Annotated in this window: 26 protein-coding genes and 1 pseudogene; 16 read left to right on the top strand and 11 right to left on the bottom strand. The window is 72.5% G+C overall.

Going from position 1 to position 23,533, the window contains the following annotated elements:
* The first annotated feature begins 79 nt into the window (after window positions 1-79).
* The 4 genes from ACQPZW_RS23680 (at window position 80) to ACQPZW_RS23695 (ending at window position 4,038) form a co-directional block, all read left to right on the top strand.
* Entirely contained in the window at window positions 80-1,081 is a 1,002-nt protein-coding gene (locus ACQPZW_RS23680) for an NADP-dependent oxidoreductase (protein ID WP_433797114.1), read from the top strand.
* Between the two features lie 396 nt (window positions 1,082-1,477).
* Complete coding sequence (locus tag ACQPZW_RS23685) at window positions 1,478-1,891, top strand: hypothetical protein (RefSeq protein ID WP_433797115.1); 414 nt, start codon at window positions 1,478-1,480, stop codon at window positions 1,889-1,891.
* Between the two features lie 42 nt (window positions 1,892-1,933).
* A complete protein-coding gene (locus ACQPZW_RS23690; protein ID WP_433797116.1) occupies window positions 1,934-3,445 on the top strand; it encodes an MFS transporter in 1,512 nt (503 codons plus the stop codon).
* 14 nt (window positions 3,446-3,459) lie between these two features.
* A complete protein-coding gene (locus ACQPZW_RS23695; protein ID WP_433797117.1) occupies window positions 3,460-4,038 on the top strand; it encodes a TetR/AcrR family transcriptional regulator in 579 nt (192 codons plus the stop codon).
* Here the strand turns inward: ACQPZW_RS23695 and ACQPZW_RS23700 are convergent.
* From ACQPZW_RS23700 to ACQPZW_RS23710, 3 genes are all read right to left on the bottom strand, one after another.
* Entirely contained in the window at window positions 3,995-4,651 is a 657-nt protein-coding gene (locus ACQPZW_RS23700) for a class I SAM-dependent methyltransferase (protein ID WP_433797118.1), read from the bottom strand. The genes ACQPZW_RS23695 and ACQPZW_RS23700 overlap by 44 nt on opposite strands.
* Before the next feature lie 87 nt (window positions 4,652-4,738).
* A complete protein-coding gene (locus tag ACQPZW_RS23705; RefSeq protein ID WP_433797119.1) occupies window positions 4,739-5,725 on the bottom strand; it encodes a phosphotransferase family protein in 987 nt (328 codons plus the stop codon).
* A 17-nt stretch (window positions 5,726-5,742) separates the two neighbouring features.
* Entirely contained in the window at window positions 5,743-6,618 is an 876-nt protein-coding gene (locus ACQPZW_RS23710) for an EamA family transporter (RefSeq protein ID WP_433797120.1), read from the bottom strand.
* Between the two features lie 70 nt (window positions 6,619-6,688).
* Here ACQPZW_RS23710 and ACQPZW_RS23715 point away from each other — a divergent pair, with 70 nt between their 5' ends.
* From ACQPZW_RS23715 to ACQPZW_RS23730, 4 genes are all read left to right on the top strand, one after another.
* Window positions 6,689-7,555, top strand: a complete 867-nt coding sequence (locus ACQPZW_RS23715; RefSeq protein ID WP_433797121.1) for a LysR family transcriptional regulator — start codon at window positions 6,689-6,691, stop codon at window positions 7,553-7,555.
* Between the two features lie 113 nt (window positions 7,556-7,668).
* Window positions 7,669-9,195 (top strand): alpha/beta hydrolase, encoded by a 1,527-nt coding sequence (locus ACQPZW_RS23720; RefSeq protein ID WP_433797122.1) that lies wholly within the window; start codon window positions 7,669-7,671, stop codon window positions 9,193-9,195.
* A gap of 90 nt (window positions 9,196-9,285) precedes the next feature.
* On the top strand, window positions 9,286-9,951 hold the full coding sequence (locus tag ACQPZW_RS23725) for a DUF6882 domain-containing protein (RefSeq protein ID WP_433797123.1): 666 nt from the start codon (window positions 9,286-9,288) through the stop codon (window positions 9,949-9,951).
* A 46-nt stretch (window positions 9,952-9,997) separates the two neighbouring features.
* Window positions 9,998-10,210 (top strand): DNA-binding protein, encoded by a 213-nt coding sequence (locus tag ACQPZW_RS23730; RefSeq protein WP_433797124.1) that lies wholly within the window; start codon window positions 9,998-10,000, stop codon window positions 10,208-10,210.
* Between the two features lie 61 nt (window positions 10,211-10,271).
* Here the strand turns inward: ACQPZW_RS23730 and ACQPZW_RS23735 are convergent, their stop codons facing one another.
* Window positions 10,272-10,565, bottom strand: coding sequence for a hypothetical protein (locus tag ACQPZW_RS23735; protein WP_433797125.1), 294 nt, complete (start codon window positions 10,563-10,565; stop codon window positions 10,272-10,274).
* A gap of 89 nt (window positions 10,566-10,654) precedes the next feature.
* Window positions 10,655-11,878, bottom strand: a complete 1,224-nt coding sequence (locus ACQPZW_RS23740) for a tetratricopeptide repeat protein (protein ID WP_433797126.1) — start codon at window positions 11,876-11,878, stop codon at window positions 10,655-10,657.
* Between the two features lie 37 nt (window positions 11,879-11,915).
* On the opposite strand from ACQPZW_RS23740, the gene ACQPZW_RS23745 reads away from it, so the two are divergent.
* Window positions 11,916-13,271, top strand: a complete 1,356-nt coding sequence (locus ACQPZW_RS23745; protein WP_433797127.1) for a phenylacetate--CoA ligase family protein — start codon at window positions 11,916-11,918, stop codon at window positions 13,269-13,271.
* A gap of 137 nt (window positions 13,272-13,408) precedes the next feature.
* Complete coding sequence (locus ACQPZW_RS23750; RefSeq protein WP_433797128.1) at window positions 13,409-14,212, top strand: universal stress protein; 804 nt, start codon at window positions 13,409-13,411, stop codon at window positions 14,210-14,212.
* 36 nt (window positions 14,213-14,248) lie between these two features.
* On the opposite strand, the gene ACQPZW_RS23755 is transcribed toward ACQPZW_RS23750, so the two are convergent.
* Complete coding sequence (locus ACQPZW_RS23755; protein ID WP_433797129.1) at window positions 14,249-14,872, bottom strand: DJ-1/PfpI family protein; 624 nt, start codon at window positions 14,870-14,872, stop codon at window positions 14,249-14,251.
* Between the two features lie 11 nt (window positions 14,873-14,883).
* On the bottom strand, window positions 14,884-15,843 hold the full coding sequence (locus ACQPZW_RS23760) for a GlxA family transcriptional regulator (RefSeq protein ID WP_433797130.1): 960 nt from the start codon (window positions 15,841-15,843) through the stop codon (window positions 14,884-14,886).
* 383 nt (window positions 15,844-16,226) lie between these two features.
* On the opposite strand from ACQPZW_RS23760, the pseudogene ACQPZW_RS23765 reads away from it, so the two are divergent.
* Window positions 16,227-16,370: pseudogene (locus ACQPZW_RS23765) on the top strand (cell division protein DivIVA); the annotation flags it as partial.
* Here the strand turns inward: ACQPZW_RS23765 and ACQPZW_RS23770 are convergent.
* On the bottom strand, window positions 16,369-16,839 hold the full coding sequence (locus ACQPZW_RS23770; RefSeq protein WP_433797131.1) for a MarR family winged helix-turn-helix transcriptional regulator: 471 nt from the start codon (window positions 16,837-16,839) through the stop codon (window positions 16,369-16,371). The pseudogene ACQPZW_RS23765 and the gene ACQPZW_RS23770 overlap by 2 nt on opposite strands.
* A gap of 54 nt (window positions 16,840-16,893) precedes the next feature.
* On the opposite strand from ACQPZW_RS23770, the gene ACQPZW_RS23775 reads away from it, so the two are divergent.
* The 3 genes from ACQPZW_RS23775 to ACQPZW_RS23785 all read left to right on the top strand — a co-directional run bounded on the left by ACQPZW_RS23775 (window position 16,894) and on the right by ACQPZW_RS23785 (window position 18,890).
* A complete protein-coding gene (locus tag ACQPZW_RS23775; RefSeq protein WP_433797132.1) occupies window positions 16,894-17,481 on the top strand; it encodes a TIGR03086 family metal-binding protein in 588 nt (195 codons plus the stop codon).
* Between the two features lie 393 nt (window positions 17,482-17,874).
* A complete protein-coding gene (locus ACQPZW_RS23780) occupies window positions 17,875-18,192 on the top strand; it encodes a TraR/DksA family transcriptional regulator (protein WP_433797133.1) in 318 nt (105 codons plus the stop codon).
* Window positions 18,193-18,197: 5 nt separating this feature from the next.
* Window positions 18,198-18,890: a rod shape-determining protein gene (locus ACQPZW_RS23785; protein ID WP_433797605.1), complete on the top strand. Its 693-nt coding sequence runs from the start codon at window positions 18,198-18,200 to the stop codon at window positions 18,888-18,890.
* On the opposite strand, the gene ACQPZW_RS23790 is transcribed toward ACQPZW_RS23785, so the two are convergent.
* The 3 genes from ACQPZW_RS23790 to ACQPZW_RS23800 all read right to left on the bottom strand — a co-directional run bounded on the left by ACQPZW_RS23790 (window position 18,856) and on the right by ACQPZW_RS23800 (window position 21,955).
* Entirely contained in the window at window positions 18,856-19,848 is a 993-nt protein-coding gene (locus ACQPZW_RS23790) for an NAD(P)/FAD-dependent oxidoreductase (protein ID WP_433797134.1), read from the bottom strand. The two genes, ACQPZW_RS23785 and ACQPZW_RS23790, sit on opposite strands and share 35 nt — an antisense overlap.
* Window positions 19,849-19,929: 81 nt before the next feature.
* Window positions 19,930-20,718 carry a class I SAM-dependent methyltransferase gene (locus ACQPZW_RS23795; protein WP_433797135.1) on the bottom strand — a complete coding sequence of 263 codons (789 nt, stop codon included), beginning with the start codon at window positions 20,716-20,718 and terminating at the stop codon, window positions 19,930-19,932.
* A 1-nt stretch (window position 20,719) separates the two neighbouring features.
* Complete coding sequence (locus ACQPZW_RS23800) at window positions 20,720-21,955, bottom strand: glycosyltransferase family 39 protein (protein ID WP_433797136.1); 1,236 nt, start codon at window positions 21,953-21,955, stop codon at window positions 20,720-20,722.
* A 267-nt stretch (window positions 21,956-22,222) separates the two neighbouring features.
* Here ACQPZW_RS23800 and ACQPZW_RS23805 point away from each other — a divergent pair, with 267 nt between their 5' ends.
* Both ACQPZW_RS23805 and ACQPZW_RS23810 read left to right on the top strand, forming a co-directional pair.
* Entirely contained in the window at window positions 22,223-22,558 is a 336-nt protein-coding gene (locus ACQPZW_RS23805) for a hypothetical protein (protein ID WP_433797137.1), read from the top strand.
* Window positions 22,539-23,192: a uridine kinase family protein gene (locus tag ACQPZW_RS23810; protein WP_433797138.1), complete on the top strand. Its 654-nt coding sequence runs from the start codon at window positions 22,539-22,541 to the stop codon at window positions 23,190-23,192. Before ACQPZW_RS23805 ends, ACQPZW_RS23810 begins: the two co-directional genes overlap by 20 nt.
* Window positions 23,193-23,533: the final 341 nt, after the last annotated feature.

A 23,533-nucleotide genomic window follows, 5' to 3' on the forward strand; every position in this document is an offset into this window, starting at 1 on the left:
ATTACGACCATACTACAATTCGCTCGACGAACCCCGGAGCGCCCGCCGCCTGCACTCACGACCTCACCCGGAGAACGCCATGAAGGCATACGTCATCGACCGGTACACCAAAGAGCCGAGCGTCCGGCTCGCCGAACTGCCCGAGCCCGGCGTCGCGGCCGGAGAGGTCCTGGTCCGCATCCACGCGGCCGGCGTCAACCAACTCGACACCAAGATCGCGCAAGGGGAGTTCAAGCTCCTGCTGTCCTACCGCCTGCCCCTGGCCCTGGGCAACGACCTGGCCGGCACGGTCGTCCGGGTCGGCGCCGGGGTCCATGCCTTCGCGCCCGGCGACGAGGTCTACGCCCGCCCCGACAAGGACCGGATCGGCACCTTCGCCGAGATGCTCACACTGAACCAGGACGACCTCGCGCGTAAACCGGTCAACCTCACCATGACCGAAGCCGCCTCGCTGCCCCTGGTGGCCCTGACCGCCTGGCAGGCCCTCGTCGAACGCGCCGACCTGCAGCCCGGCCAGAAGGTCCTCGTCCAAGCCGGCTCCGGCGGCGTCGGCACCATCGCCATCCAACTCGCCAAACACCTCGGCGCCACCGTAGCGACGACCGCGAGCGCCACGAACGCCGCCTTCCTCAAGGAACTGGGCGCCGACATCGTCATCGACTACCGCACCCAGGATTTCGCCACCCAGCTCGACGGCTACGACGTCGTCCTGGACAGCCAGGGCCCGGACAGCGTGGCGAAATCGATGAGCATCCTCAAGCCCGGCGGCAAGGTCATCGGCATCGCCGGCCCGCCCGACCCCGACTTCGCCCGCGAGATCGGCGGCAGCCCCGTCCTCAGACTCGCCACCCGCCTGCTCAGCCTGACGACCAGGCGCAAAGCCGCACGACTCGGCGTCGACTACTCGTTCCTGTTCATGCGGGCCAGTGGCAGGCAGCTCAGCGAGATCACCACCCTCGTGGAGAACGGCACCATCCGCCCGGTCATCGATCGCGTCTACCCCTTCACCGCCACGCCGCAAGCCCTCGACCACATCGCCAAGGGCACCGCCAAAGGCAAGATCGTCATCTCGATGATCTGACCCGGCACCCGCGCGAATCAGAGCACCATCATGCCCGGATTGCAGTACGAACGTCATTTGAATGATCGAGGGGTTCGCGAGGGCAGCACGACATCGGAAGGGCGGTGCCGCCGGCGTACAGCCCGCAGCAACGGAGCGTTGTCTTCGGTCCGGAACTGCAGGTGGGTCGGCGAAGCCGTCCTCTGATTTGTTCACGGGCGCACAGCGCCTAGGGCGTCCTAGGACACTAGTTGGATGGCGCCCGCCGGATCGTCCCGATCCCACATAGCGGTCGGTTTTCCGCCGCGACCGGTCGGTGCGGAGGCAGCGTGGCCTGGCGCCGGTGAGGACCCGAGCCCTCCGGCCGCAGCCCGGCGGGGCCCCCGGCGGTGTGAGCGGGGCACCATGATGGCAGCCATGACGACCGGCGAGACCATTGAGGACCTTATCGGGTACGCACGGGAGCAGGGCGCCGTCGGCTATCCGGTCGACGAGGTGAGGCTGTGTGTCTGTGCCGGCTGCGGAAGCCGGGTCTTCAGCCTGTGCGGCGACCTGTCCCGCCAGACGATCCGGCGCGACTGCCGGGGCTGTGAGAGCACCCACTTCATCGCCGACAGCTCAGCCCGCTCCCGCGACGACGACGTCACGCTGATGGGCTGCGACTGTGGCAGCGACGATTTCAACCTGGCCGTCGGCTTCGCCCTGGACGAGCGCCGTGAATCGATCCGGGCCCTGGCCGTGAGCAGCCGCTGTGTCGGGTGCGGCCGGCTCGGTTACTGGGACGACCGGCTGGTCCACGACGGCGGTACGGCCCTGCTCGATCTGGCCTGAAGGCTCTGGCGAACTTTACCGACCAGTCGGTACAGTTTCAGCATGCTCCTCGCCCCGATCCGGCACCGGTGGGCTGCCCTGGCCGTCCTGGCCGCGGCCGTGCTCCTGCTCGCCATCGACAACACCGTGCTCGCCCTGGCCGTGCCCGCCCTGACAGCCGACCTCTCCCCCACCGCCGAGCAGGTCCTCTGGATCGGCGACGTCTACTCCCTCGCGCTGGCCGGCCTGCTGGTGCTGATGGGCAACCTCGCCGACCGGTTCGGCCGCAAGCGGATCCTGCTGCTCGGCGCGGCCGCGTTCGGTGTCGTGTCACTGCTGGCCGCGTTCGCCGACAGCGCCGAGCAGCTGATCGCCGCCCGGCTGGCGCTCGGGGTGGCCGGGGCGACGCTGATGCCGTCGACGCTGTCGCTGATCCGCAACCTGTTCCCCGACGACACCGAACGGGCCCGGGCCATCGCCATCTGGTCGACCGCGTTCGGCGCCGGCTCGGCGATCGGCCCGCTGACCGGTGGCGCGCTGCTGGAGCACTTCTGGTGGGGTTCGGTGTTCCTGATCAACGTGCCGGTGATGCTGCTGGTCCTGATCTCCGGGCTGCGGCTGCTGCCGGAGTCCCGCGATCCGCAGCCGGGACGCTTCGACGTCCTCTCGGCGGCGCTGTCGATGGCCGCGATCGTCCCGCTGGTCTTCGCGATCAAGCACGTCGCGGGGCACGGCGTCGACACGGTCACGGTCGGATGCGTGCTCGCCGGTGTGACCGCCGGCGCGCTGTTCGTGCGACGGCAGCGGCGTCTCGACCAGCCGATGCTCGATGTGGAGCTGTTCCGCAGCCCCGCCTTCTCCGGGGCGGTCGCCGCCAACGTGATCGCGATCTTCGCGCTGACCGGGCTGCTGTTCTTCTTCTCGCAGTACCTGCAGCTGGCCCGTGGGCTCAGCCCACTGCGGGCCGGCCTGGCCGAGCTCCCGGCGACGATCGCCTCGATCGCCGTCGTCGCGCTGATCGGCGTCGCGGTGACCCGCTGGGGGCGGGGACGGGCGATCGCTTCCGGTCTCGCCACGGCCGCGGCCGGCCTCGCTCTGGTCGCGGCGGCCGCGCATGGCCCGTACCTCTGGATGGGTCTCGCTCTTGTCCCCATCGGTCTCGGCATCGGCCTGGCGATGACGCTGACCGGCGACGCAATCGTCTCGGCAGCGCCGCCGCGCAAGGCCGGCTCGGTGTCGGCGATCACCGAGACCGCCAACGAGCTCGGTGTCGTTCTGGGCATCGCGGTCCTCGGCTCGCTGGTGTCGTTCGTCTACCGCAGAGCGGTGGTGATCCCTTCCGGCCTTACGGCCGAGGACACCGCGGCGGTACGGGACTCGCTCGGCCCCGCCCTGAGGGTGCTGGGCCCGCAGTCCCCGGCCGCCGACGCCGCTCGCGACGCGTTCATCGCCGGCATGCAGGTCACGTCCCTGGTCGCCGCGGCCCTGACCGTCGCGGCCGCCCTGGTGGCGTGGCGGCTGATCCCGTCGCCGCGCCCGTCGAAGGCCCTGTCGCCCTCCGCGACGGGCGCGTAGGTAGGTTGTCGGTCGTGGGACGCACAGCCGGCCGGTCGCCGCAGGAGACGAGGCGGTCGCTGCTCGCGGCCGCCGCCGAGGCGATCCGGGTGCGCGGCATCCACGCCTCCCTGGACGAGATCGCCCGTTTCGCCGGCGTCTCCAAAGGCGGCCTGATCTACCACTTCGCCAGCAAGGACGAGCTCATCCTGAAGCTGGTCCGCACCGAGCTGGCCGCGTTCCAGGCCGCCGTCGACGCCGCGCTGGACCCGGCCGACACCTCGCCCGGCCGGCTGACCCGCGCCTACATCAGGGCGGTGCTGTCCGGCAGCGACGCCGAGGCCCGCGAGTCGCTGGCCCTGATCACCCAGCTGATGACGCTGCCCGCGGTCGCCGAGGTGGCCAGGGCCGACGCCGAGCGCATCGAAGCCGCCCTGGCCGCCGACGGGCTCCCCGACGACGTCCTGGCCCTGGTGGTGGCCGCCGCCGACGGCATGAGCAGCGCCCCACTGTGGGGCGGCTCCGCCGGCAGCCCGGCCCACCGCCGCCTCGCCGACCGCCTGATTCACCTCACTCGCCACCCCCGGCTGTGGGAGTCGCTGCCGTGGCCGTGAGGGTCAGCGACTGAAACCGGTGACCGCGGCCGGTGTCGACCGGATGGAAGTCGGCGACCTCGAACCCGGCCGCGGTGGCGAAGCCGATCAACTGCTCGTCGGTGCGCCACGAGAAGAACCGCGGCGGCACATGCTGATCGCCGTCCAGCGGCCCCTCGGCGCTCTCACCGCCGTACACCCCGACGAACAGCAGGCCACCGGGCCGCAGGATCGTCCGGATCGCCGCCAGGACCGTGGGCAGATCGCGGTTGGGCACGTGCAGCAGGCAGTTCATGGCATACACGGCGTCGAACGAGCCGGCCGGGAAGTCCAGGTGCAGGAAGTCCATCACGTGCGCGTCGACGCCCTTGGCCCGGCAGCGCTCCACCATCTCCGGTGACAGGTCGGCGGCGACCACAGCCAGGCCCTCCTGCTGGAAGAACAGGCTGTCGTGCCCGGTGCCGGCGCCCACCTCCAGCAGGCGCGCGCCGGGCGCCAGCCGGTCCCGGAACGCCTGCCGCTCCCCCAGCTTCCACGGATCCTTGGTGACACCGTCCCGCCAGGCCGCGCCGGTGTCGTAGGCCTGGCGCAGTGGATCGAGCACCTCGTCGTAGCGAACGTTCATGCCGATCATTATCCGGGAACCGCTCGTCGTCCGGCACGGGGCCGGGATGCGGTCGCCGTCGTCGCCGCCGAAGGGCGCCCCTCGGTGACACGCCGGTCAGATCGCCTCGGACCAGTCGACGATCAGCTGGAACATCGGGGCCCGGCCGGCGAACATCGGCTCCCAGTCACGGGTGTCGTAGCCCCTGCCGCGCGGGCTGCTCCACGCCGACACGAGCATGCGCGGCAGCAGCCAGAAGTACTTGGTGGCGCCGGTCACCATGACCGCCCGCCGGACCTCGTCCGGCGGCAGCACGTCCGCCACACCGCGGGCGTAGCCGCTGATCACCGCGTCGACGACGGCCGGGAGGCGCGCCACGTCGACGTAGCCGTCCCAGAACGTGTCGAGCGCCAGGTTCGCCGCGTCCTCGCCCAGCGCGCCCGGTCCGGCGTACGCCCAATCGAGAAGAACCGGGCCGCGACCGGAACCGATCAGGTTCATCGGCCAGACGTCGTGGTGGCAGAGGGTGCGCGGCAGCGCGGCCGACGCCTCGATCAGCTCGTGGCGCCGCTCCCACAGCCGCCGCAGCCCGGCGCGCAGCGGCGCCGGGAGGGCGGCCTCAGCCGCCGGATGATCCCAGCGCAGGTCGTCCGGCACCGGCTGGGCCAGCGTGTAATCGGCGAGGAAATCCCGGGCCAGCCAGGCGGTCCGCGGCGGGTCGGCGGCCCATCCGCTCTGCCCGACCCCGAGCCGGTACGCACACTCGCCCAGCTCCCCGGGCTCCAAGGACATGCCGGCCGTGCCCTGGACGTCCTCCAGGAGCATCTCGACCACACCGTCGTCGAGGGTGTTCAGCGCGATCAGCGACGGCCCGCGGAGCCCACCGGCCGCGAACGCCGACGCCGCCAGCCCGGTCTCGTAGACGAGCGGTTCGCGCCGCCAGTAGTTGAAATGCCCCGGGTCGTCGCTGGCGGCCAGGTGGGCGGCGGCACCGTCCCGGCGCGCGTTGACGACCTTGCGGATCGCCGTGCCGTCGCCGTGCCGGATCCGCCACACCCCGCCGGTGACCTCGTTGGCCGTCGAGTGAACCAGTAGCTCAGTCACGTACCGATTCTGCCCGGTCAGCCGCGCCCCGCCTGCTGCCGGACGGCGATCACGTTCACCGCCACCACGACGGCGATCCCGATCCACTCGTGCGGCTCCAGCACCTGTCCGAGAAGGATCAGCCCGGCGAGGGCGGCGAAAACGGGGTGGACGCTCATCACGACACCGAAGTAGGCGGTCGGCACCCGGCGCAGCGCCAGCAGGTCGATCGCATACGGAACGACCGACGCCATCAGGCCGGCGGCCAGCCCGTAGGCGAGGGCCGGCGGTGTCATCCGGCCCTGCACGACCAGCGTGATCACCAGCGGCAGGGTCAGCACCGCGGCGACCGTCGTCGCGGCCGCCGTCGCCTGCAGACCGGGCAGCCGGCGGCCGAGCAGCCGGTTCAGCAGGATGTAGGACGCCCAGCAGCACGCCGCGACCAGGCCACAGCCGATCCCCACCCAGTCGCTGTCGCCCGCCGGCAGGACCAGCACGTACACCCCGGCGCCGGCACCCACCGCGCAGAGCAGGTCGAGCCGGCTGCGGGAGCCGGCGAGCGCCACCGCGAGCGGGCCCAGGAACTCCAGGGTGACCGCCAAGCCCAGCCCGATCCGGTCGATGGCCGTGTAGAGCGTCAGGTTCATCGTGACGAACACCGTGCCGAGCAGGATCGTCGGCCACCACTGGGCCCAGGTGAACCGGCGCAGGTCCGGGCGGACCACCGGCAGCAGCACCGATGCGGCCACCAACTGCCGGACCGCGACCACCCCGAACGGGCCGATCAGGTCGAACGCGTGCGCGCCGATCGCCGCGCCCGTCTGGTTGCTGGCCGCACCACCCGCCATCATCGCCAGCCCGGCGAGCCGCGAGCCCCGTCGCGTCACCGTTCTCTCCTCGACCACAGCCGTCATGTCCGCCAGTGTCGATGCAGCCCCGGGGCGATGAGAAATACGCGCGGTGCGGTACTTATACGCTGGGCGCATGGATCTGCAGCTGCGTCACCTGCGTGCGCTCGTCGCCGTCGTCGACACCGGCACGTTCACCGACGCCGCGGCCGAGCTGGGCGTCTCCCAGGCCGCGGTGTCGCGGTCGATCGCGGCGCTGGAGGAGGCGCTCGGCGTACGCGTGCTGCAGCGCACCACCCGCCACGTCACGCTCACCGGGACCGGGACGCAGGTCCTGGCCGGCGCCCGCCGCGTCCTCGACGAGATCGCCCACCTGGGCCGGCTCGCCGAGCGTCAGCGCACCGAGCTGCGCATCGGGTACGCGTGGGCGGCCCTCGGCAAACACACCCGCCGCCTGCAGCGCACGTGGGCGGCCCTGCACCCGGGCACGCCGCTGGTGTTCGTGCACACCAACACGCCCAGCGCCGGGCTCAGCGACGGCACCGCCGACGTGGCCGTGGTCCGCCGCGCCCTTGACGACCCACGGTTCGCGACGGCGCACATCGGCAGCGAGGCCCGGTGCGCGGCCGTCGCCACCGACAACCCGCTCGCCCGGCGCCGTACCCTGCACGTCAGCGACCTGACCCGGTACCCGGTGGCCATCGACGCCCGCACCGGGACGACCACGCTCGACCTGTGGGCGGCCGGCCCCCGCCCGTCGAACGTCCGCACCACCCACGGCGTCGACGAGTGGCTGCTGCTGATCGCCGCCGGGCAGGCGGTCGGCGTCACGTCGGAGGCGACCGCCAACCAGAACCCACGGCCGGGGGTCGCCTACCGCACGCTGCGCCAGGCGCCACGGATCGACGTGTGGCTGGCGTGGTGGCGTGACGACCCACCGGCTCACCTGGCCGATCTGGTGCGCCTGAGCAGGGCCGCGTACACACCCGCTACAGCATCCTAGGAGGGCAGGAGGATCGCCTGCCCTCCGCGTGGCCGCCGCCGAGAGGAGGCAGCGACACATCTGAATACGTGAGAGCATGCGCTGGTTCCTGCTTCCCACCGGAAGGAGACTCCGTGCGCCGATTCGCCGTTCGCGCGGGAGCCGCTCTCGCGCTCACCGCCGCCGCGCTCGCCGTTCCCAGCGCCGCGACCGCGGCCCCACCGTCGATCGCCTGGTCCGCGTGCACCGAGACCGCCCTGCTGGGCTTCGACTGCGCCACCTACGAGGTACCGCTCGACCACGACAGGCCGGGCGGCCCGACCACGACGATCGCCCTGTCCCGCCGGCCCGCCGACGATCCGGCCCGCAAGATCGGAACCATCTTCGTGAACCCGGGCGGCCCCGGCGGCGCCGGGCGCGGCATGGTGCGATCGTCGGCCCGGATCGCCTCGCCCGAGGTCCTCGCCCGGTTCGACCTGGTGGGCTTCGACCCGCGCGGGATCGGGGCCAGCGACCCCGTCCAGTGCTACCCGACCGACGCCGAGGCCGAGGCCGTGCTGAGCCGGATCAAGGGCGTGCCGATCACCCGGGAGGAGATCCGCAGCACCCTCTCGGCCAACTGGGAGTACACCGAGGCCTGCAAGAGGAACATGGGCCCGCTGCTGACCCACATGAGCACGCTGAACGTCGCCAAGGACCTCGACCTGCTCCGGCAGGGCGCCGGCGACTCCCGCCTGTCGTTCATCGGCTACTCCTACGGCACCCTGATCGGCGCCACCTACGCCAACCTGTTCCCGAAGAAGGTCCGCGCGATCATCATCGACGGCAACGTCGACCCCGATCAGCGGACCAACCACCGGCTGGCGAACAAGTTCGGCCGGGCCGGCGGCTTCGAGATCGCGCTCGACGGGTTCCTCGACGAGTGCGACAAGGCCGGGGCGGCGTGTGCCTTCTCCGGCGACGCGAGGGGCAAGTTCGACCGGCTGCGGGACCGGCTGCGGCAGGGCCCGGCGGAGATCCCCGGTGGCGGGACCGTCACGATCGACGATCTGGTCGGCTACGTCGGTCAGATCCTCTACAACATGGCCAACTTCCCGGTCGCGGCACAGACGCTGCAGAACACCTACGACGCCGTCCTCGGCGATCCGGCGGCACTGCGCGCCTCCGCCGCGGGACTACCGCAGGCACCCACCGGGCGCGGCTGGCTGGGTGACGCGTACGCGTTCAACGGCAACGACTCGTTCTTCGCGGTGAACTGCGCGGACGCGCCGCTGCCCCGCAACCCCGCGCTGTACCCGGGATTCGCGGCCGCCTTCGAGAAGGCCCACCCGACCTTCGGCCGGTCCGAGGCTTTCAGCGAGGTCGGCTGCGCCAACTGGCCGATCATCAAGGAGGCGTACGACGGCCCGTGGAACCGCCGCACCGCGCAGACGGTCCTGGTGGTCAACCCGACCTACGACCCGGCGACCCGCTACGACTTCGGGGTCCGGATGACCCGTCAGCTCGGTAACGCACGGTTGCTGACTCTGGACGGCTTCGGCCACACGAGCCGCTACAGCGCGTGTGTCACGAGCTGGTACACGCGTTACCTCCTCAACGGGGAGGTGCCGCCGGTGGGCACCCGGTGCAAGCAGGACGTCGCTCCGTTCCCCGCTGTCTGAAGTCTGACCCGCCGGTGCCGACCCGCGGGGTCGGCACCGGCGGAAAGGCATGTCACACTGCACCGGCTACCTTGATCGAAAGGCCGGTTCGTGTCCTCGTTCGCAGACCTGTTCGCCCAGCACGTCGCCACCGGCATGGCCCGCCAGCTGGCGCTCGCCGACCTACTCGGCGACCGTGGCTGGCAACTCGACCTGAACGCCGGATCGGTCACCTTCGGCAACGATCTGCGCTATCCCGTGCAGCTGCTGGGCACGGAGAGTCACGCGGACCGCACCTGGTTGTGGGCCTGGGCGAACAGCGCCAGCAACCTGGACCCGGCGCTGCTGCAACTGGCCGGCTGGCTGCGCGAGCACGGCCGCGGCGAAGGGATCCGCGAGTTCTACGAGCCGTCGCTGCGGCTCGATCACATCGACGGCCACCGCCTGTCGCTGGTCGCCTCCGGATTGACCGGGCGCCCCTACTACCGGGGCACCTACAACGGCGGCGCGATCTTCTTCCACCTGGAGAACCTCCCGTCGAAGGTGCAGGGCGCGGTGTCGCCGGAGCGGGCCTTCACCGTCCTCGGTCAGGTGCTGCAGGCGTTCTCCGTCGACCACCGGACCGTCGTGGTGTCGTTCCTCCGTCAGCAGGGCTGGCGCGTCGACGACGGCAAGGGCGGGGTGCTCGGCCGGCACTCGGACGGCTCCCACATGCGGGTCTCCTTCGATCATCTGGGCCGCATCAGCGAACTGACCGGCCAGGTCCAGCCCCACTGAGCCCGGCACCGGAGCCGCGGCGTGACGGGTGCCCTACCGTGATGCGGTGAGCACTCGCGACGTTCCCGCGCAGATCGGTGACCTGCCGCCCATCGGCCGTCCCGCCACCGGCGCGCTGATGCTGGCCGGCATCACCACCCTCGCCGAGGTCGCCCGCCACCGCCGCCGCGATCTCCTGGCGATGCACGGCGTCGGCCCGAAGGCGATCCGGCTCCTGGAGGCGGCGCTGGCCGAGCACGGCCTCGCCTTCGCCGGCTGACAGCCTCCGTCATCCGACCCCCGGCCGGTCCGGCAGCAGCGCGGACGACGGCCGGCCGGGGTCAGGAGTCCGGGCCGGACGGGGTCTGCAACGGGTGGGTCGCCGCCGAGCGGGCTGCCAGGGCGGCCATGGCGGCCCGGTAGTCGTCGCGGGTGATCCGGCCGGCTCGCAGGTCGGCGAGCAGGGTGCGCTCCGGGTCCGGTGGGGCGACGGGCAGGTCCAGCAGCGGGCCCAGGCACGGATCGGGGTGTGGCAGCGGCGTGGGTGGGCGGTCGACCCAGGACAGGGCGATCAGGCCCACCACCTTCATGAGCAGGATCGCTGCGAACAACACCAGCACGGCGGTCATGGTCACGTCACCTCCGATGGAGCCCGGGGCACCGCTTCTCGTCGATGTCTCCGGACTCCATGTCACCACGTGAGCGCCCGCTGTGACAGGGCTGTTCAGCTCCCCTTCGTCACGGTCAGGGCACTGACCGGGGAACGGTTCAGGGCGTTCATCCGGGTGCTGGTGTTCCCCCAGGTCCCGGCGGCGATGGCGGCGTCGCGCTCGGCGATCAGGGTGGTGTAGGTGGATCTGGTCAGGCGATCCAGTCGCACCTTCCACGCCACGCCGGTGCCCTCCGGCTTCGTCGAGCCCAGATAGACGGTGTACGGGGCGGCGACCCCGTCGTAGAGGTCGAGCTTGCCGTCCAGATAGCAGTGCCCGGCCACGCAGATCGACAGGGCGATCACCGTGCCGGTGGCGGTGGCGTCGGCTTCGGACACGGTGAACGTCGCGTCGAACGGCCAGGTGACCGTGCCACCGTCGCGTGGCGAGACGATCCGGGTCCTCGTGGACGCCGCAGCGGTGGTCGTGGTGGGGTTCGCCGACCGCTGCCCGGTCCGCGACGGGACTGCTCCGGGCGTACCGGACGAGGGGGTCGCAGAAGGCCGCGGGGCCGCGGGCCCGGACGTGATCGCCTGCGGGGAGGTGGACGCCTGCGGGGAGGTGGACGGTCCGTCGGCGCCGTGAGCGGCAGGCCCGGGCGCGTCGCCGGGACGCAGCAGGGTCACGCCGGCGGTCAGGGCGAGCGCGCCGACGGCGGCGAGCATCCAGGACTTGCGTGACCGCGGGGCGGGAACGGGCGGCGCAGCGGAGGCGACGGGCGCAAGAGGCGGCACGGGCGTGGAAACCGGCACCGGCGCGGGAAGCGGCACGGGCGCGGCGACCACGGGCGGCACGTCGGCGGGCTGGTCCGGCCGGCCGGAGGACAGGTAGGCGCGGGCGCGGGCGACCGCCGGATGCTCCTCACCGAGGGCTGCCGGACCGAGAGTGGCCACCCTCGTGTACTGGGCACGGGCCACATGCCGGTTGGCGAGCTCCTCGGCGACCACCGCAAGGTCGTGGGAGAGCAGCACCGCGAGCGGGTCCGCGTCGGCGAGGCGATGACCGACCTCGATCGCCTCCTCGAGGACCCGCCGGGCCGACATCGGGTCGTCGGCGCGCATGTGGAGCTCGGCGAGCCTGCGCATCGTGGACAGCAGCTCGGTGTCGCCCTGAGCGAGCCGGGTCCGGCCGATCTCGATGGCGCGCGACAGCAGTTCCCGGGCGCCGTCCAGGTTGCCGGCGGCGGCGAGGGTCTCGGCGTGCCGGCGGGCTTGGGCGAGGGCGGGAGAGTCAGGCACCCGATCATGCTGCCAGACCGGGTCTAACCTGATTTCCATGCAGGTGCTGGAGTTGTTCCAGGACACGGTCGCGACCGTGCCCGCCTATCGGCTGTTCCTTCGCGAGCAGGGTGTCGATCCGGCGTCGGTGACCGATCCCGCACAGATTCCCCTGATGACCAAACAGGACTATCACCAGCGCTTCGACCTGCCGCAGCGCTGCCGGGGCGGCCGGCTGGACGCGGCGGCGACCGTGGCGGTGTCGTCCGGTTCGTCGGGGCGGCCCACGGTCTGGCCGCGGACGGCCGCCGACGAGGCGGCGGTGACACGACGGTTCGCGCAGGTGTTCCTCGACGGGTTCCGGGCCGGTGAGCGCAGCACCCTCGCCGTGGTGTGCTTCGCCCTCGGCAACTGGGTCGGTGGCATGTACACGGTCGCGGCGTGCCGGCAGCTCCCGGTGACCGTGGCGGCGCCGGGCAACGACGTCGACGAGATCCTGCGGGTCGTCGGCGAGCTGGGCGGCCACTTCGAGCAGACCGTGCTGCTGGGCTATCCGCCGTTCGTCAAGAACGTGATCGACGCCGGGGCGGCTCGCGGGGTGGACTGGCCGTCGCTGCGGGTCAAGCTGGTGCTGGCCGGTGAGGTCTTCAGCGAGCAGTGGCGTGACCTGGTCGCCACGAGAGCCGGGATCTCCGATCCCGAGACGGGCGTGGCGTCGCTGTACGGCACGGCCGATGCGGGCGTGCTCGGCAACGAGACACCTTTGAGCGTACGGCTGAGGCGTTTTCTGTCGCGGCGGCCGGACGTCGCGGCGGCCGTGTTCGGTGAGTCCCGCCTGCCGACGCTCGTGCAGTACGACCCGGCGACCCGGCTGTTCGAGACGGCGCCGGACGGCACGCTGGTGTTCAGTGCCGACGGCATCGTTCCGCTCGTGCGCTACCACATCGCCGACGAGGGCGGCGTGCTGCCGAAGGCGGAGTTGCTCGCGGTGTGCCGGCACCACGGATTCGACCCGGGCGACGGCCCGGACCAGCCGTTCGTGTACGTGTTCGGCCGCTCCCTGTTCACCGTGTCGTTCTTCGGCGCCAACATCTACCCGGAGAACGTCACGGTCGGGCTCGAACGCCCCGGCATCAGCGCCTGGACCACCGGCCGGTTCGTGCTGCGCACCCTCGAGGACGCGGACCGCGACCGGCACCTGTCGGTGGCCGTCGAGCTGGCCCCCGGCGAGCGGGCCACGCCCGAGCGGGAGGCGACCGTCGCCGCGTCGATCCGGGCCGAGCTGCTGCGGCTCAACAGCGAGTTCGCCCACTACGTACCGGCCGCGCACCAGACCCCGCGGGTGGAGTTGCGGCCCGCCGACGACCCGGAGCTCTTCCCCAAGGGGGTGAAGCACCGGTACACGCGCGGGTAGGCCGCGGCCCCGTTCCCCCGTTCGTGCGACCCCGGGGAGGGAACCCGCCGCAGAGCAGGTCTTTCGGCCCTGCCGGACCGAGCCGACCTGCCCGACGGTGGAGACGGCACCAGTGACACGCGGCAGGGAGCGTAACCATGGGCAGGATCGTGGTCGGTTATGACGGGTCGGCGTACGCACAGGCCGCGCTGTTGTGGGCGCGGGACGAGGCGGCGCGTACCGGCGTGCCGGTCGAGGTCCTGCACGCCGACGAGTGGCCGGCGACGGCCCCGCCGATGGTGCCGTTGCCGCTGCTGCGCCCGGACCGCACGGTGACCGACGTGATCGCCGAGGCCCTGGAGAACGCGGTCGCGACGGTACGCAAGACCCACCCCACGGTCGACGTGACGAGCCGGTCGGTCCGCGGGCACGCCGCGACGGCGCTCATCGACCGGTCCCGCGACGCCCACATGATCGTGCTCGGCGGTCACGGCCACAGTATCGTCGCCGGGCTCCTGGGCTCGGTGATCTCGGCGGTCAGCGCGCACGCCCACTGCCCGGTCGTCGTGGTCCGCGGGATTCCGGTGCCGGGCGCGCCGGTGGTCGCCGGGGCCGACGGGTCGGCGCTGACGACGCCGGTGCTCCGGTTCGCCGCCGTGCAGGCCGCGGCCCGGGACGTGCCGCTCTGGGTGATCCGGGCCGCGGCCGAGCAGGAGACGCCGGGCGCCTCACTCGCCGCCGTCCGGGAGCGGTTCCCCGGTCTCACCGTCCAGATCGAGGAGACCCTGGAGCATCCGGCGGCGGCGCTGGCCCGGGCGAGCGCCGCCGCGCAACTCCTGGTGGTCGGCAGCCGCGGGCACGGGCCGGTCGCGGGGCTGCTGCTCGGCTCGGTCAGCCAGCACGTGGTACGGCACGCGGCGTGCACGGTCGCGATCGTCCACCGCGACCCGCCGGCCCCGTGATCGCGCGGCCGGTCCCGGCCGGCCCGGCGGATGCGGTCATTTGATCAGGCTGAGGGCGGTCTCGGCCAGCCCGGCGGGTGCGGTCGCCGGGGACCCGCACCGATAGGGCGGCTGCGGGTCGTACTCCATGGCGAGCTGGACCGCCTGCGCGGTCCGGTCGTCGACGGCCGTGCCCAGCAGGAACAGTGCCATGTCGATACCCGCCGACACCCCGGCCGCGGTGACGACGTCGCCGTCGTGGACGATCCGCTCGCTGACCGGGACGGCCCCGAACGTGGTCAGCTGGTCGAGCCACCCCCAGTGGGTGGTCGCCCGCCGCCCGTCGAGCAGACCGGCCGCCCCCAGCAGGAACGATCCGCTGCACACCGACGTCGTCCACCGCGCGTGACGGCTCGCTCCGGTGATCCAGTCGAGCAGCGCCCGGTCACCGAGCGCCTCGACGGTGCCGGGCCCGCCGGGAACGACGACGACGTCGGGACGGGGCAGATCCGCGTACCCGGCGACGGCGTGCAGGGTGAGCCGCCCGGCGTCGTCGGTGACCGGGCCGGGCTCGGCGGCGACGAACGTGACCTGCCAGCCGGGGGCGAAGGCGAAGACGGTGTACGGGCCGACCGCGTCCAGCGCGGTGAACCGTGGATAGAGCGGGATGGCGACGTGCATCGGAGCTCCTGTCAGGACATGGTGAACCGGCGCCGGTACTCGCCCGGAGCGACCCGCCACAGACGGCGGAAGACCCGGAACAGGGTCTCCGGGGCGCCGATGCCGGTCTCCCGGGCGATCCGGTCCAGCGGATGGTCGGTGGTCTCCAGCAGCCGGCGGGCGGCCTCGGCCCGGCTGCGTTCGACGTAGCGTCCCGGTGTGGAGCCCACCCGTTCGGTGAAGACCCGGGCGAAGTGCCGCTCGCTGAGCCCGGTCCGGCGGGCCAGCGCCGGCACACTCAAGTCGGCGCCGGGGTTCGCGTCGATGTAGACCTGCAGCTCACGCATCGTCTCGTCGGGTGAGGCCGGCGCCCGCATCGCCGGGCTGAACTGGCTCTGCCCACCCGGCCGGTGCAGGTGGACGACGAGCCCGCGGGCCACGTCGTGGGCGAGCCGCGCGCCGTGGTCGTCGGCGACCAGCGCCAGCGCCAGGTCGATCCCGGCGGTCACCCCGCCCGACGTCCACACCGGCCCGTCACGCTGGTAGATCCGGTCGGCGTCGACGGTGACGTCCGGATGCCGGCGAGCGAGCTCGCCCGCGGCGAGCCAGTGGGTGGTGGCACGGCGCCCGGCGAGAAGCCCGGCCTCGGCCAGGAGCAGGGCGCCATTGCACACCGATGCGGTACGCCGTGCGAGCCCCGAGATCCGGCTGAGGTGCCCGGTCAGTTCCCGGTCGTCCCGGTGACGCGCCACGGACAGGCCGCCGGACACGACCACCGTGTCGATCTCCCCGTCGACGTCCGCCAGTGCCGTCGTCGCCTCCACCCGGATCCCGGTGTTGGCCGCGACCGCCCCGGCCCGCACGGCGGCCACCTCCGTCCGGTACCCCCCGGACCGGGCCAGCAGGGTGGCCGTGGCGAACACGTCGGCGGGCCCGGCCAGATCGAGCAGCTGGAACCCGTCGAAGACCACGTGCACGATCCGCCGGCGCATGTCCCCATCGTCGCCGTCCCCGGCGATGGCGGCAACGACACGAACATTGCACATTCTGCCGTGCCCGGTTCGCCCGCGCCGCCGGAGAACACGACCCGGGTGCCGACCCTGGTGATCACCCGCGCAACAGGTGGTGCCGGCCGGTTCGCTGCACGCGCTCGGCACCGGGCGGATCCCGCACCTGGCCTGAGGGCGTTACCATGCCCGGCATGAAGGGCTTGGGCCTGTTCCTGTTCCTGGCCGGCGGTGGCGTCGTCGCCGGGGCACTGGCCGGCCGCCAGTCACTGCCGGCGGCGATCGTGGCCCTCGGTGTGGGACTGATCCTGACGATCATCGGATCCGTCACCCCCACCCGAGACCTCGTCGAGGACGCGAAGGCGCCGGACCGCCCCACGCTGGCCGGACTCGGCACCCGGGTCGAGCAGGTACTCAGGCTCGCCGAGGAGCAGGCCGACGACCATCGCGCCGAGGCGAAACGCGAGGCGGAGGCGATCGTCGCCGCCGCCCGGGCCGAGGCGCAGCGGATCAACCCGCAGTAGCCTCCCGCCCGGAGTCACTCTTCCGACCCTGACTCCAGACGGGTGTCTGGATCAGTTTCTGCAGTGCTTCGAGGAAGGTGTCGCGCTCGGCCGGGGTCAGGCGTTCGAGTAGTGACTCCTCGGCCCGCTGGATGGCCGCCTGGGTGCTGTCGCGGAGGCGGCGGCCCTCGGCGGTGATGGAGAGCAGGCGGACGCGGCGGTCGGCGGGATCGGGGCGACGCTCGATGAGCCCGCGCGCCGTCAGGTCGTCGAGGGTCTTGATGATGCGGGTCTTGTCGGCGCCGATCGCCTCGGCGAGGGCGGTCTGGGTGCGGACCGGTTCCTCGTCCAGGCCGAGGAGCACCGCATACGCCCACATCCCGAGCCCGTGCGCCTCGAGGATGGGCGCTTCGAGGGCGAGCAGCGTGCGCCCGAGCGGGCCGATCATCGCCGCCAGATCGGGCCGTCCGCTGGTCACGGCGTCGAGAATACCGGCTTGCGCATATCGTAGGCACGTGCACATGATAGGCGCATGCTTACTGACTTCACCCGGTTGCTCGAGCTCGACCGGCAGGCCGTGGCGCTCAGCGTCGGGCTGCTCGACCCGGTGACCCCCGACGACCTGTCCCGCCCCACGCCGTGCGCCGGCTGGGACCTCGCCCACCTGATCGCCCACATGAGCGCCCAGCACCGTGGGTTCGCCGCAGCCGCCGCCGGCCGTGGCGCCGACCCCGAGCCGTGGCGGATCGTCCCCACCGACGACCCGGTCGCCGACCACCGGAAGGCGGCCGACGAGGTGCTTGCCGCGTTCACGACGGCCGAGCAGGCCGAGTTCACCATGCCGGAGATCGCGTCGCAGACGATTCCGGCGCTGATGGCGGTCGGCTTCCACCTCGTCGACTACGTGGTGCACGCCTGGGACGTCGCGGTGGCCCGTGGGGTGCCGTTCGACCCGGCGCCCGAGCTCGTCGCGGCGTGCCTGCCGATCGCGCTCCGGGTGCCCGACGACGACCAGCGCCTCTCCCCCGGCGCTCCGTTCGCGCCGGCGGTGCCGGTCGACGAGACGGCCACCCCGCTGGACCGGCTACTGGCCGCGCTGGGCCGCAACCCGGCCCGGTAACGGAGCAACACACGCCCGTACCACGAAAGGCCACGTTGGGCCGCAACCCGACCGGATAGCGGACGCGGCCGGATAGCGGACGCGGCCGGGCCGGGTAGCGGCAGCACGGGGCCGCGACCCGCCCTGGCCAGCGGAACCTCCGCGGTCCCGGCCCGGTGGGCGGGAACGGTAACCGTTTGGCAGGCCGCGAAGGGCGGCCTATGGTGTTCGGATGCTGCCGGTGAGGTCGTACGCGCCCGCCGTCACCGCGGTGACGGCGGCTCGTGCTGCCCACCGGCCGGCGGCCGCCCCGGGAGGGCGCGGCCCGCCGGCGGAGACGTTGTCACCAGGAAACGACCGCCCAGGGCGAAGCTCATCAGCTTCGGCCTTTTTTTGTTGCCCGGAGGAAATCCCGTGAGTACCGACGTCGACAGACGCTTCGCCGTAGTGCACGCTGCATTGACCGAGGAGCTGGACCGGCAGACGGCCCGGCTCCGAGAGCTCACCGAAATGAGCGCCGACACCGGCGATCCCGGTGAGGCACACACCCAGGAGGCGCTGCTCGCCGCGACCCGACGTAGCGTTGAGCAGGTGTCCAGGGCGTTGCGGCGGGTAGCCGACGGCGCCTACGGGCAGTGTGAGGGGTGCGCGGGGGCCATCCCGGCGGAGCGGCTGGAGGTCTTGCCGCACGCGCGGTTCTGTGTTCCGTGCCAGCAGAAGCAGGTTGGGTGACGAAAATGGCGTCCGCGATAGCTGTCGATCTCGGCAGTGACATCGCAGGAGTGTGGACCGATCGGCAGGGTGTGGTCAGCGGCCGGTGCGACGGTGCCGGCCCGCTGATCCGCCGGGGCCGGGTGGTCGACTTCGACGGGTGTGTGACGATGCTCTCGCAGTTGGTCGGCACGTTCGCGCAGCCGGTGCCGTCCGGTGGCGTGGTGGTGGCGTGCCGTCCGGTTCTGGCGTCGGGTGACGATCAGGAGACCACCCGGCGGGTGTTGAAGGCGGTGTTCGAGCCGTCGCGTGTGCTGCTGATCGACAGCGTGCGGGCGGCGGCGATCGGCGCCGGCGAGACGGCCGGGATGCTGCTGGTCGCCGATGTGGGTGCGGAGCTGACCGAGGTCGCGCTGCTGGACTACGGGCGGGTCGTCGAGGCCCGGCGCAGTGAGGTCGGCACCCGTGACCTGTCCAGCGACGTGCCGGTGGATGTGATCGTCGACCACATCGCGGCCCACGTCGACAGCCTGGAGGTCGATCCGCCGGACAACGGGCTGCTGCTGGTCGGGGACGGCGCCCTGCATCCGGGGCTGGTCGAGGCGGTCGCCGCGCGGCTGGGCATCCGGGTGCACCGGGCCGCGGATCCGCGGACTGCCGCCCTCAACGGCGCGGGCAAGGCGGCTATGTCATTGCTGCGACATCCCGGCGCCCGGTGAAGACCGGGGCGCCGCGCTGGGCGTGCAGCGCGGTAGCCGTGATGTGCAGCTCAGCGGCCCAGTCGTCGCCGGTGAACGCCGACCGGTAATGGGCCGCGCATCCGGCCAGGTGGTCGTGGAAGACGGCGGCGAGCCGCCGGTGGTAGTGGCCGAGCAGATCCGTGGCGGGCCGCCCGTCGCGGATCTGCCGGATCACGGCCGCCGCGAGGATCGCCGTGCGCATCGCGTGCCCCGCCCCGGATCCGCTGACCGGGTCGAGACGCAGCACAGCGCCGCCGATGCGGATCCGTCCCGGCTCGGCCCGCTGCCGGCCCAGCCACGGCGCCGCCGGCGCGACGGTCACCAGCCGGGGCGGCCCGGTCACCCACACGCCGAGCCCGGAGTGCTCGACCTCCTCGGCGAGAAAGGCCTCAGGATCGTCCGGGGGTACGGGTGTGACCGCCCGCACCAGGCCCCGTCCGTCGCCGAGCGGCACGGCCTGGACCCAGCCCCGCCCGGTGGTGACCATCCGGCTCACCCCGTCGAACGGCATCGTCGCGTACCCGGAGATCGCGACTCTGCGCCCGGCCGGCGGGTTGCCGGACGGCAGGGCGGTGGCGCGGACGGCCCATTCCCCGTCCGGCGCGGTCGCGGCCCGGTCGACGCACGCCGGCAGCCGCTGCGCGAGGGCGACGGCCAGGCGCCTCCCGTCGACGGCGACCGCGGTGGACGGGAGCTCGACCGGAGCGGCGTCGTCGCCCCACCGCACCCAGCGGCGGCCGAGGCGGTGAGAGCCGTCGAGCAGCCGCTGCCCGGGGTCGTCCCACACTTCGCCGAGCAGCCGGACCGTCGCCTCGTTGAGCACCAGGTCCGCCATCGACGGCGTGCCGACGAGTGTCACCGGCCAGTCGTCGCGGGCCAGCAGCAGGGCGCAGGTCAGCCCGGCCAGCCCGGCCCCCTCGACGACGATCATGTTCACGAAATTACGGTCGGTGACACCAACTGCCGTCGATCCTGTCGTCAGATCACCCCTTCGAGCGGTTCGGCACCCGGCACCGGGTCACCGGACCGCGGGCGCACCGCCGCCCGAATCGGGCCCGAGCCGGGCGACGTGCACGAAGATGTCCGCGATCAGCTCGACGGTGTCCGGCAGGACCTCGGCGATCCGGTGGAACACCTGCTCCCGCGTCGGCGGCGGCAACTCCAGGTAGGCCGAGACGGTGGACAGGTGACCGACGAAATCGGCGGCGCTCATCGTCGTTCGGCGCTCGATCACCCGCTGCCGCACGTCGGTGAACAGCGGCGACTGTTGCAGTTCGGTTCCCGGCCACTGCATGGGCGCCTCGGGCCCGGTGCCGTCCGGGGACGGGACGTCGTCTCTGTCCAAAAACGGCGAGCGAGCCGCCGCGACGGCCGCCTCCACCGCCGGATCGGCCAGCCGCATCGGCCCGCCGAACGACGCGAAGACCCCGCCCGGCGCCAGCATCGCGGCCACGCGCGGCCACCGGCCCCCGGGTCTGGTCCAGTGCAGCGCGGCCGCCGCGAAGACCAGATCGAACCGCTGCGTGGTACGGACGTCCTCGAACGCCGCCTGCACGGTGCGGACGTCGCCCGGCACGTGCAGACGCAACTCGGCCAGCATCGCGGGGTCCGGCTCGGTGGCGGTGACGGCCACGCCGCGCTCCGTGAACAGCCGGGTCGCCTTGCCGGTGCCCGCGCCGATCTCCAGCGCCCGCCGCACCGGCCGACCGGCGTACTCGGTGACCAGCTCGAACAGTTCCTGGGGATAGCCGGGACGGAACCGTTCGTACGCCTGGGCCACCGCTCCGAAGGTCAGCGCGCGGGTCATGTCAGATCGCCTGGCCGGAGATGAACGGCAGCCATCCCGCATACCAGCCGGACAGCAGCGCGACCGCGCCCAGCACTATCCCGAGATCCCGGTTGGACATCCGGGCGAGCAGGATCGCCGGCACGAGCAGCACCGGGAACGCGGGAAGCAGGTGCCGCCCGGCCATCGACATGTGCGTGTGCGACAGCGTCGCCAGCACCAGCATCGCGGCGGCGAACACCGTCAGCTGCCAGGGCGCACGCGGCACCAGCAGCACGAACATCAGCAGGAACCCGAAGATCATGAACAGCGACAGCACCCGGATCGGCTTGTCGGCGTTGTCGCCGTCGACCCCGATCAGGATGTCGGTCGACATGTTCCAGGTGTTCTCGCCCCAGTCGAAGCGGGCGCCGAACGTGTTGTCGTGGATGCTCGTGTACTTCTCGAAGCTCCCCAGCCGTGCGGACGCGAAGGCGAAGTAGGCGAGCAGTCCGGCCGGGGCGAGCGCGATCGCCGCGTACGGCCGCCACCCGCCGCGCCGCTGGATCACGGCGACCAGCGCCGCCAGGGCCACCGTGCCGATCAGGGCGGTCGCGGTGGGCCGGCTGAGGCCGCTCAGCCCGGCGAGCAGACCGGCGGTCAGCCAGCGTTCCTTGAGCACGGCGTACAGCGCCCACGCGGCGAGGGCGGTGAACAGCGACTCGGTGAAGGCCCCGTTCTGCGTCATGGCGGCGGGCGCCACCGCCCACACGGCCACGAGCATGAGCCCGACGCGGTGCCCGCGGACGTGCCGGCCGATCGCATACAGACCCCAGGCGGCGGCGACGGCCGACACGAAGGAGACGATCAGGCAGGCGGTGGCCGGCTCGATGGAGAGGTACGTCAGGGGCCGCGCCAGAAACGGGTAGAGGGGGAAGAACGCCAGCCGCAGCTCGTACGGCACGCCGTCCTCGTCGACCGCCCCGACCGGCCCGCCCAGGCCGCTCCCGGCGATCTTGGTGTACCAGCGGCCGTCCCAGGACAGCAGCGCGTCCTTGATCGAGGTGAACCCACGCCACTGGTTGTTGATCGTCCCGTCCGGATGCACCTGCCGGCCCGGGTCGAGCGCGTACGCGTGGCTGGCCAGCACATACATCATCTCGAGGCTGATCAGGCGCAACAACAGGTAGAGGCCGATGGCGGGCGACGCGGCGATGGCCGAGGCGCGCAGTCGGGCCTGCCAGCGGACCGGGCCCGCCGCGTCCGGGGTGTCGTCCACCGCGCTGTCCGTGCGGGCCGACGCTACGTCAGAAATGGGAACGTCCTTCCTGGTCCGACCGCCGGGAGCGCTCCCGGTCGCAGCGCCCGGGCATCGAGCGGAGTCGTTGCCGAGGCTAACCCATCACACCGCGCCGGAGTGGCCGATGGGGCCCCGGCACCCTACCGTGCGGTGTCGAGGCGCCCCGGGAACACCTCCGGCGGCGCCCCTCGAACCCGGTGCCATCCCCCTCGGCGACACCGATCTCGATACGGCATGCTGACCGGCGTGCCCGACGACAATTGGTACAGCACTCGATGCGTGTTCTCGTTCGACGGTCTCGCTGAGACGCCGGTCTACGAGGAACGCGTGACGCTCTGGCAGGCTCCCGACTTCGAGACGGCGATCGCGCTGGCAGAGACCGAGGCCGAGGAGTACGCCGGGGACCTCTGTACCTTCACCGGCCTGGTCCAGGCCTTCCATCTGTACGACGTGCCCGGCCACGGCGCCGAGGTCTTCTCCCTGATGCGCGCCAGTGCCCTGCCCGCCGGTGACTATCTCGACCGGTTCTTCGACACCGGCGACGAGCGGATGGGCCGCGACGATGCGCCTGCGCCCCGGTGAGCCCGAGGCCGCCGGCTGGCGGGTGACGACCCTCGCCGCCGTCGTGGACCGGCTGGTCGCGGCGTCGCCCGGCGTCTCCGGACGGCCGCGGGTGATCGCGATCGACGGGCGCGGCGGCGCCGGCAAGACGACCCTGGTGCACCGGCTGCGGGGCGTCGCGCCGGGCTCCGCCGTCGTGCACACCGACGACGTCGCCTGGAACCATGCCTGCTTCGACTGGGGCGCCCTGCTCGCCGAGCACGTCCTGGAGCCGCTGCACCGCGGGGCGGCGGTCAGCTACCGGCCGGGCGCGTGGGCCGCCCATGACCGGCCGGGGTCGATCACCGTCCCGGCCGGCCGGGACTTCGTCTGGGTCGAGGGCACCGGCGTCCTGCGCGAAGAGCTGGCCCGGTGGTTCGACGCCTCGATCTACCTGCAGGGCGACCTCGACGACCAGGACCGCCTGCTGCTGGCCCGCGACGGCGACGCCCCCGGGCAGCGCGAGCAGGTGGCGAGCTGGCTGCGCGAGGAGCTGCCGTTCCTGCTCCGGGAGCGGCCGTGGGCACGGGCCACCCTGATCGCCGGTGGCCCGTCGCCGATCGCGTGCGACCCGGACACGGAGGTCGCCGTCGCCGAGCCGGTCGTGCCCCGATGACGCGAGAAGCCCCCCGCGAGCGGTCTCAGTCACGCACGTAGTAGTGCCCGTTGGTGTCGTCGTAGCGGCCGCCACCCCGGCAGCACCGGCGGAAACCGCCGCCCGGAACGGCACGGGCACGGGTCGTTCCCGCCCAGCTTCTCGATCAGCTCTTTGCCGCGGACCGTACGGTCGCCGCGCTTGACCTGTGTCTCGCTAGAGGGAACCCCCTGCGGCGTTTGCTGGTCGGCTCAAAAGGACGCCTCGGCGTCGTGGTCGGTGTACATGACGGCCTCCTCGGTCGGCGATGTCGGCGGCCGCGACCGTACCGGGCCCGCGCGACGCCCTGCCACCGGTTTTCG

This window comes from Actinoplanes sp. CA-252034 (assembly GCF_050956125.1).
GTDB lineage: Bacteria > Actinomycetota > Actinomycetes > Mycobacteriales > Micromonosporaceae > Actinoplanes.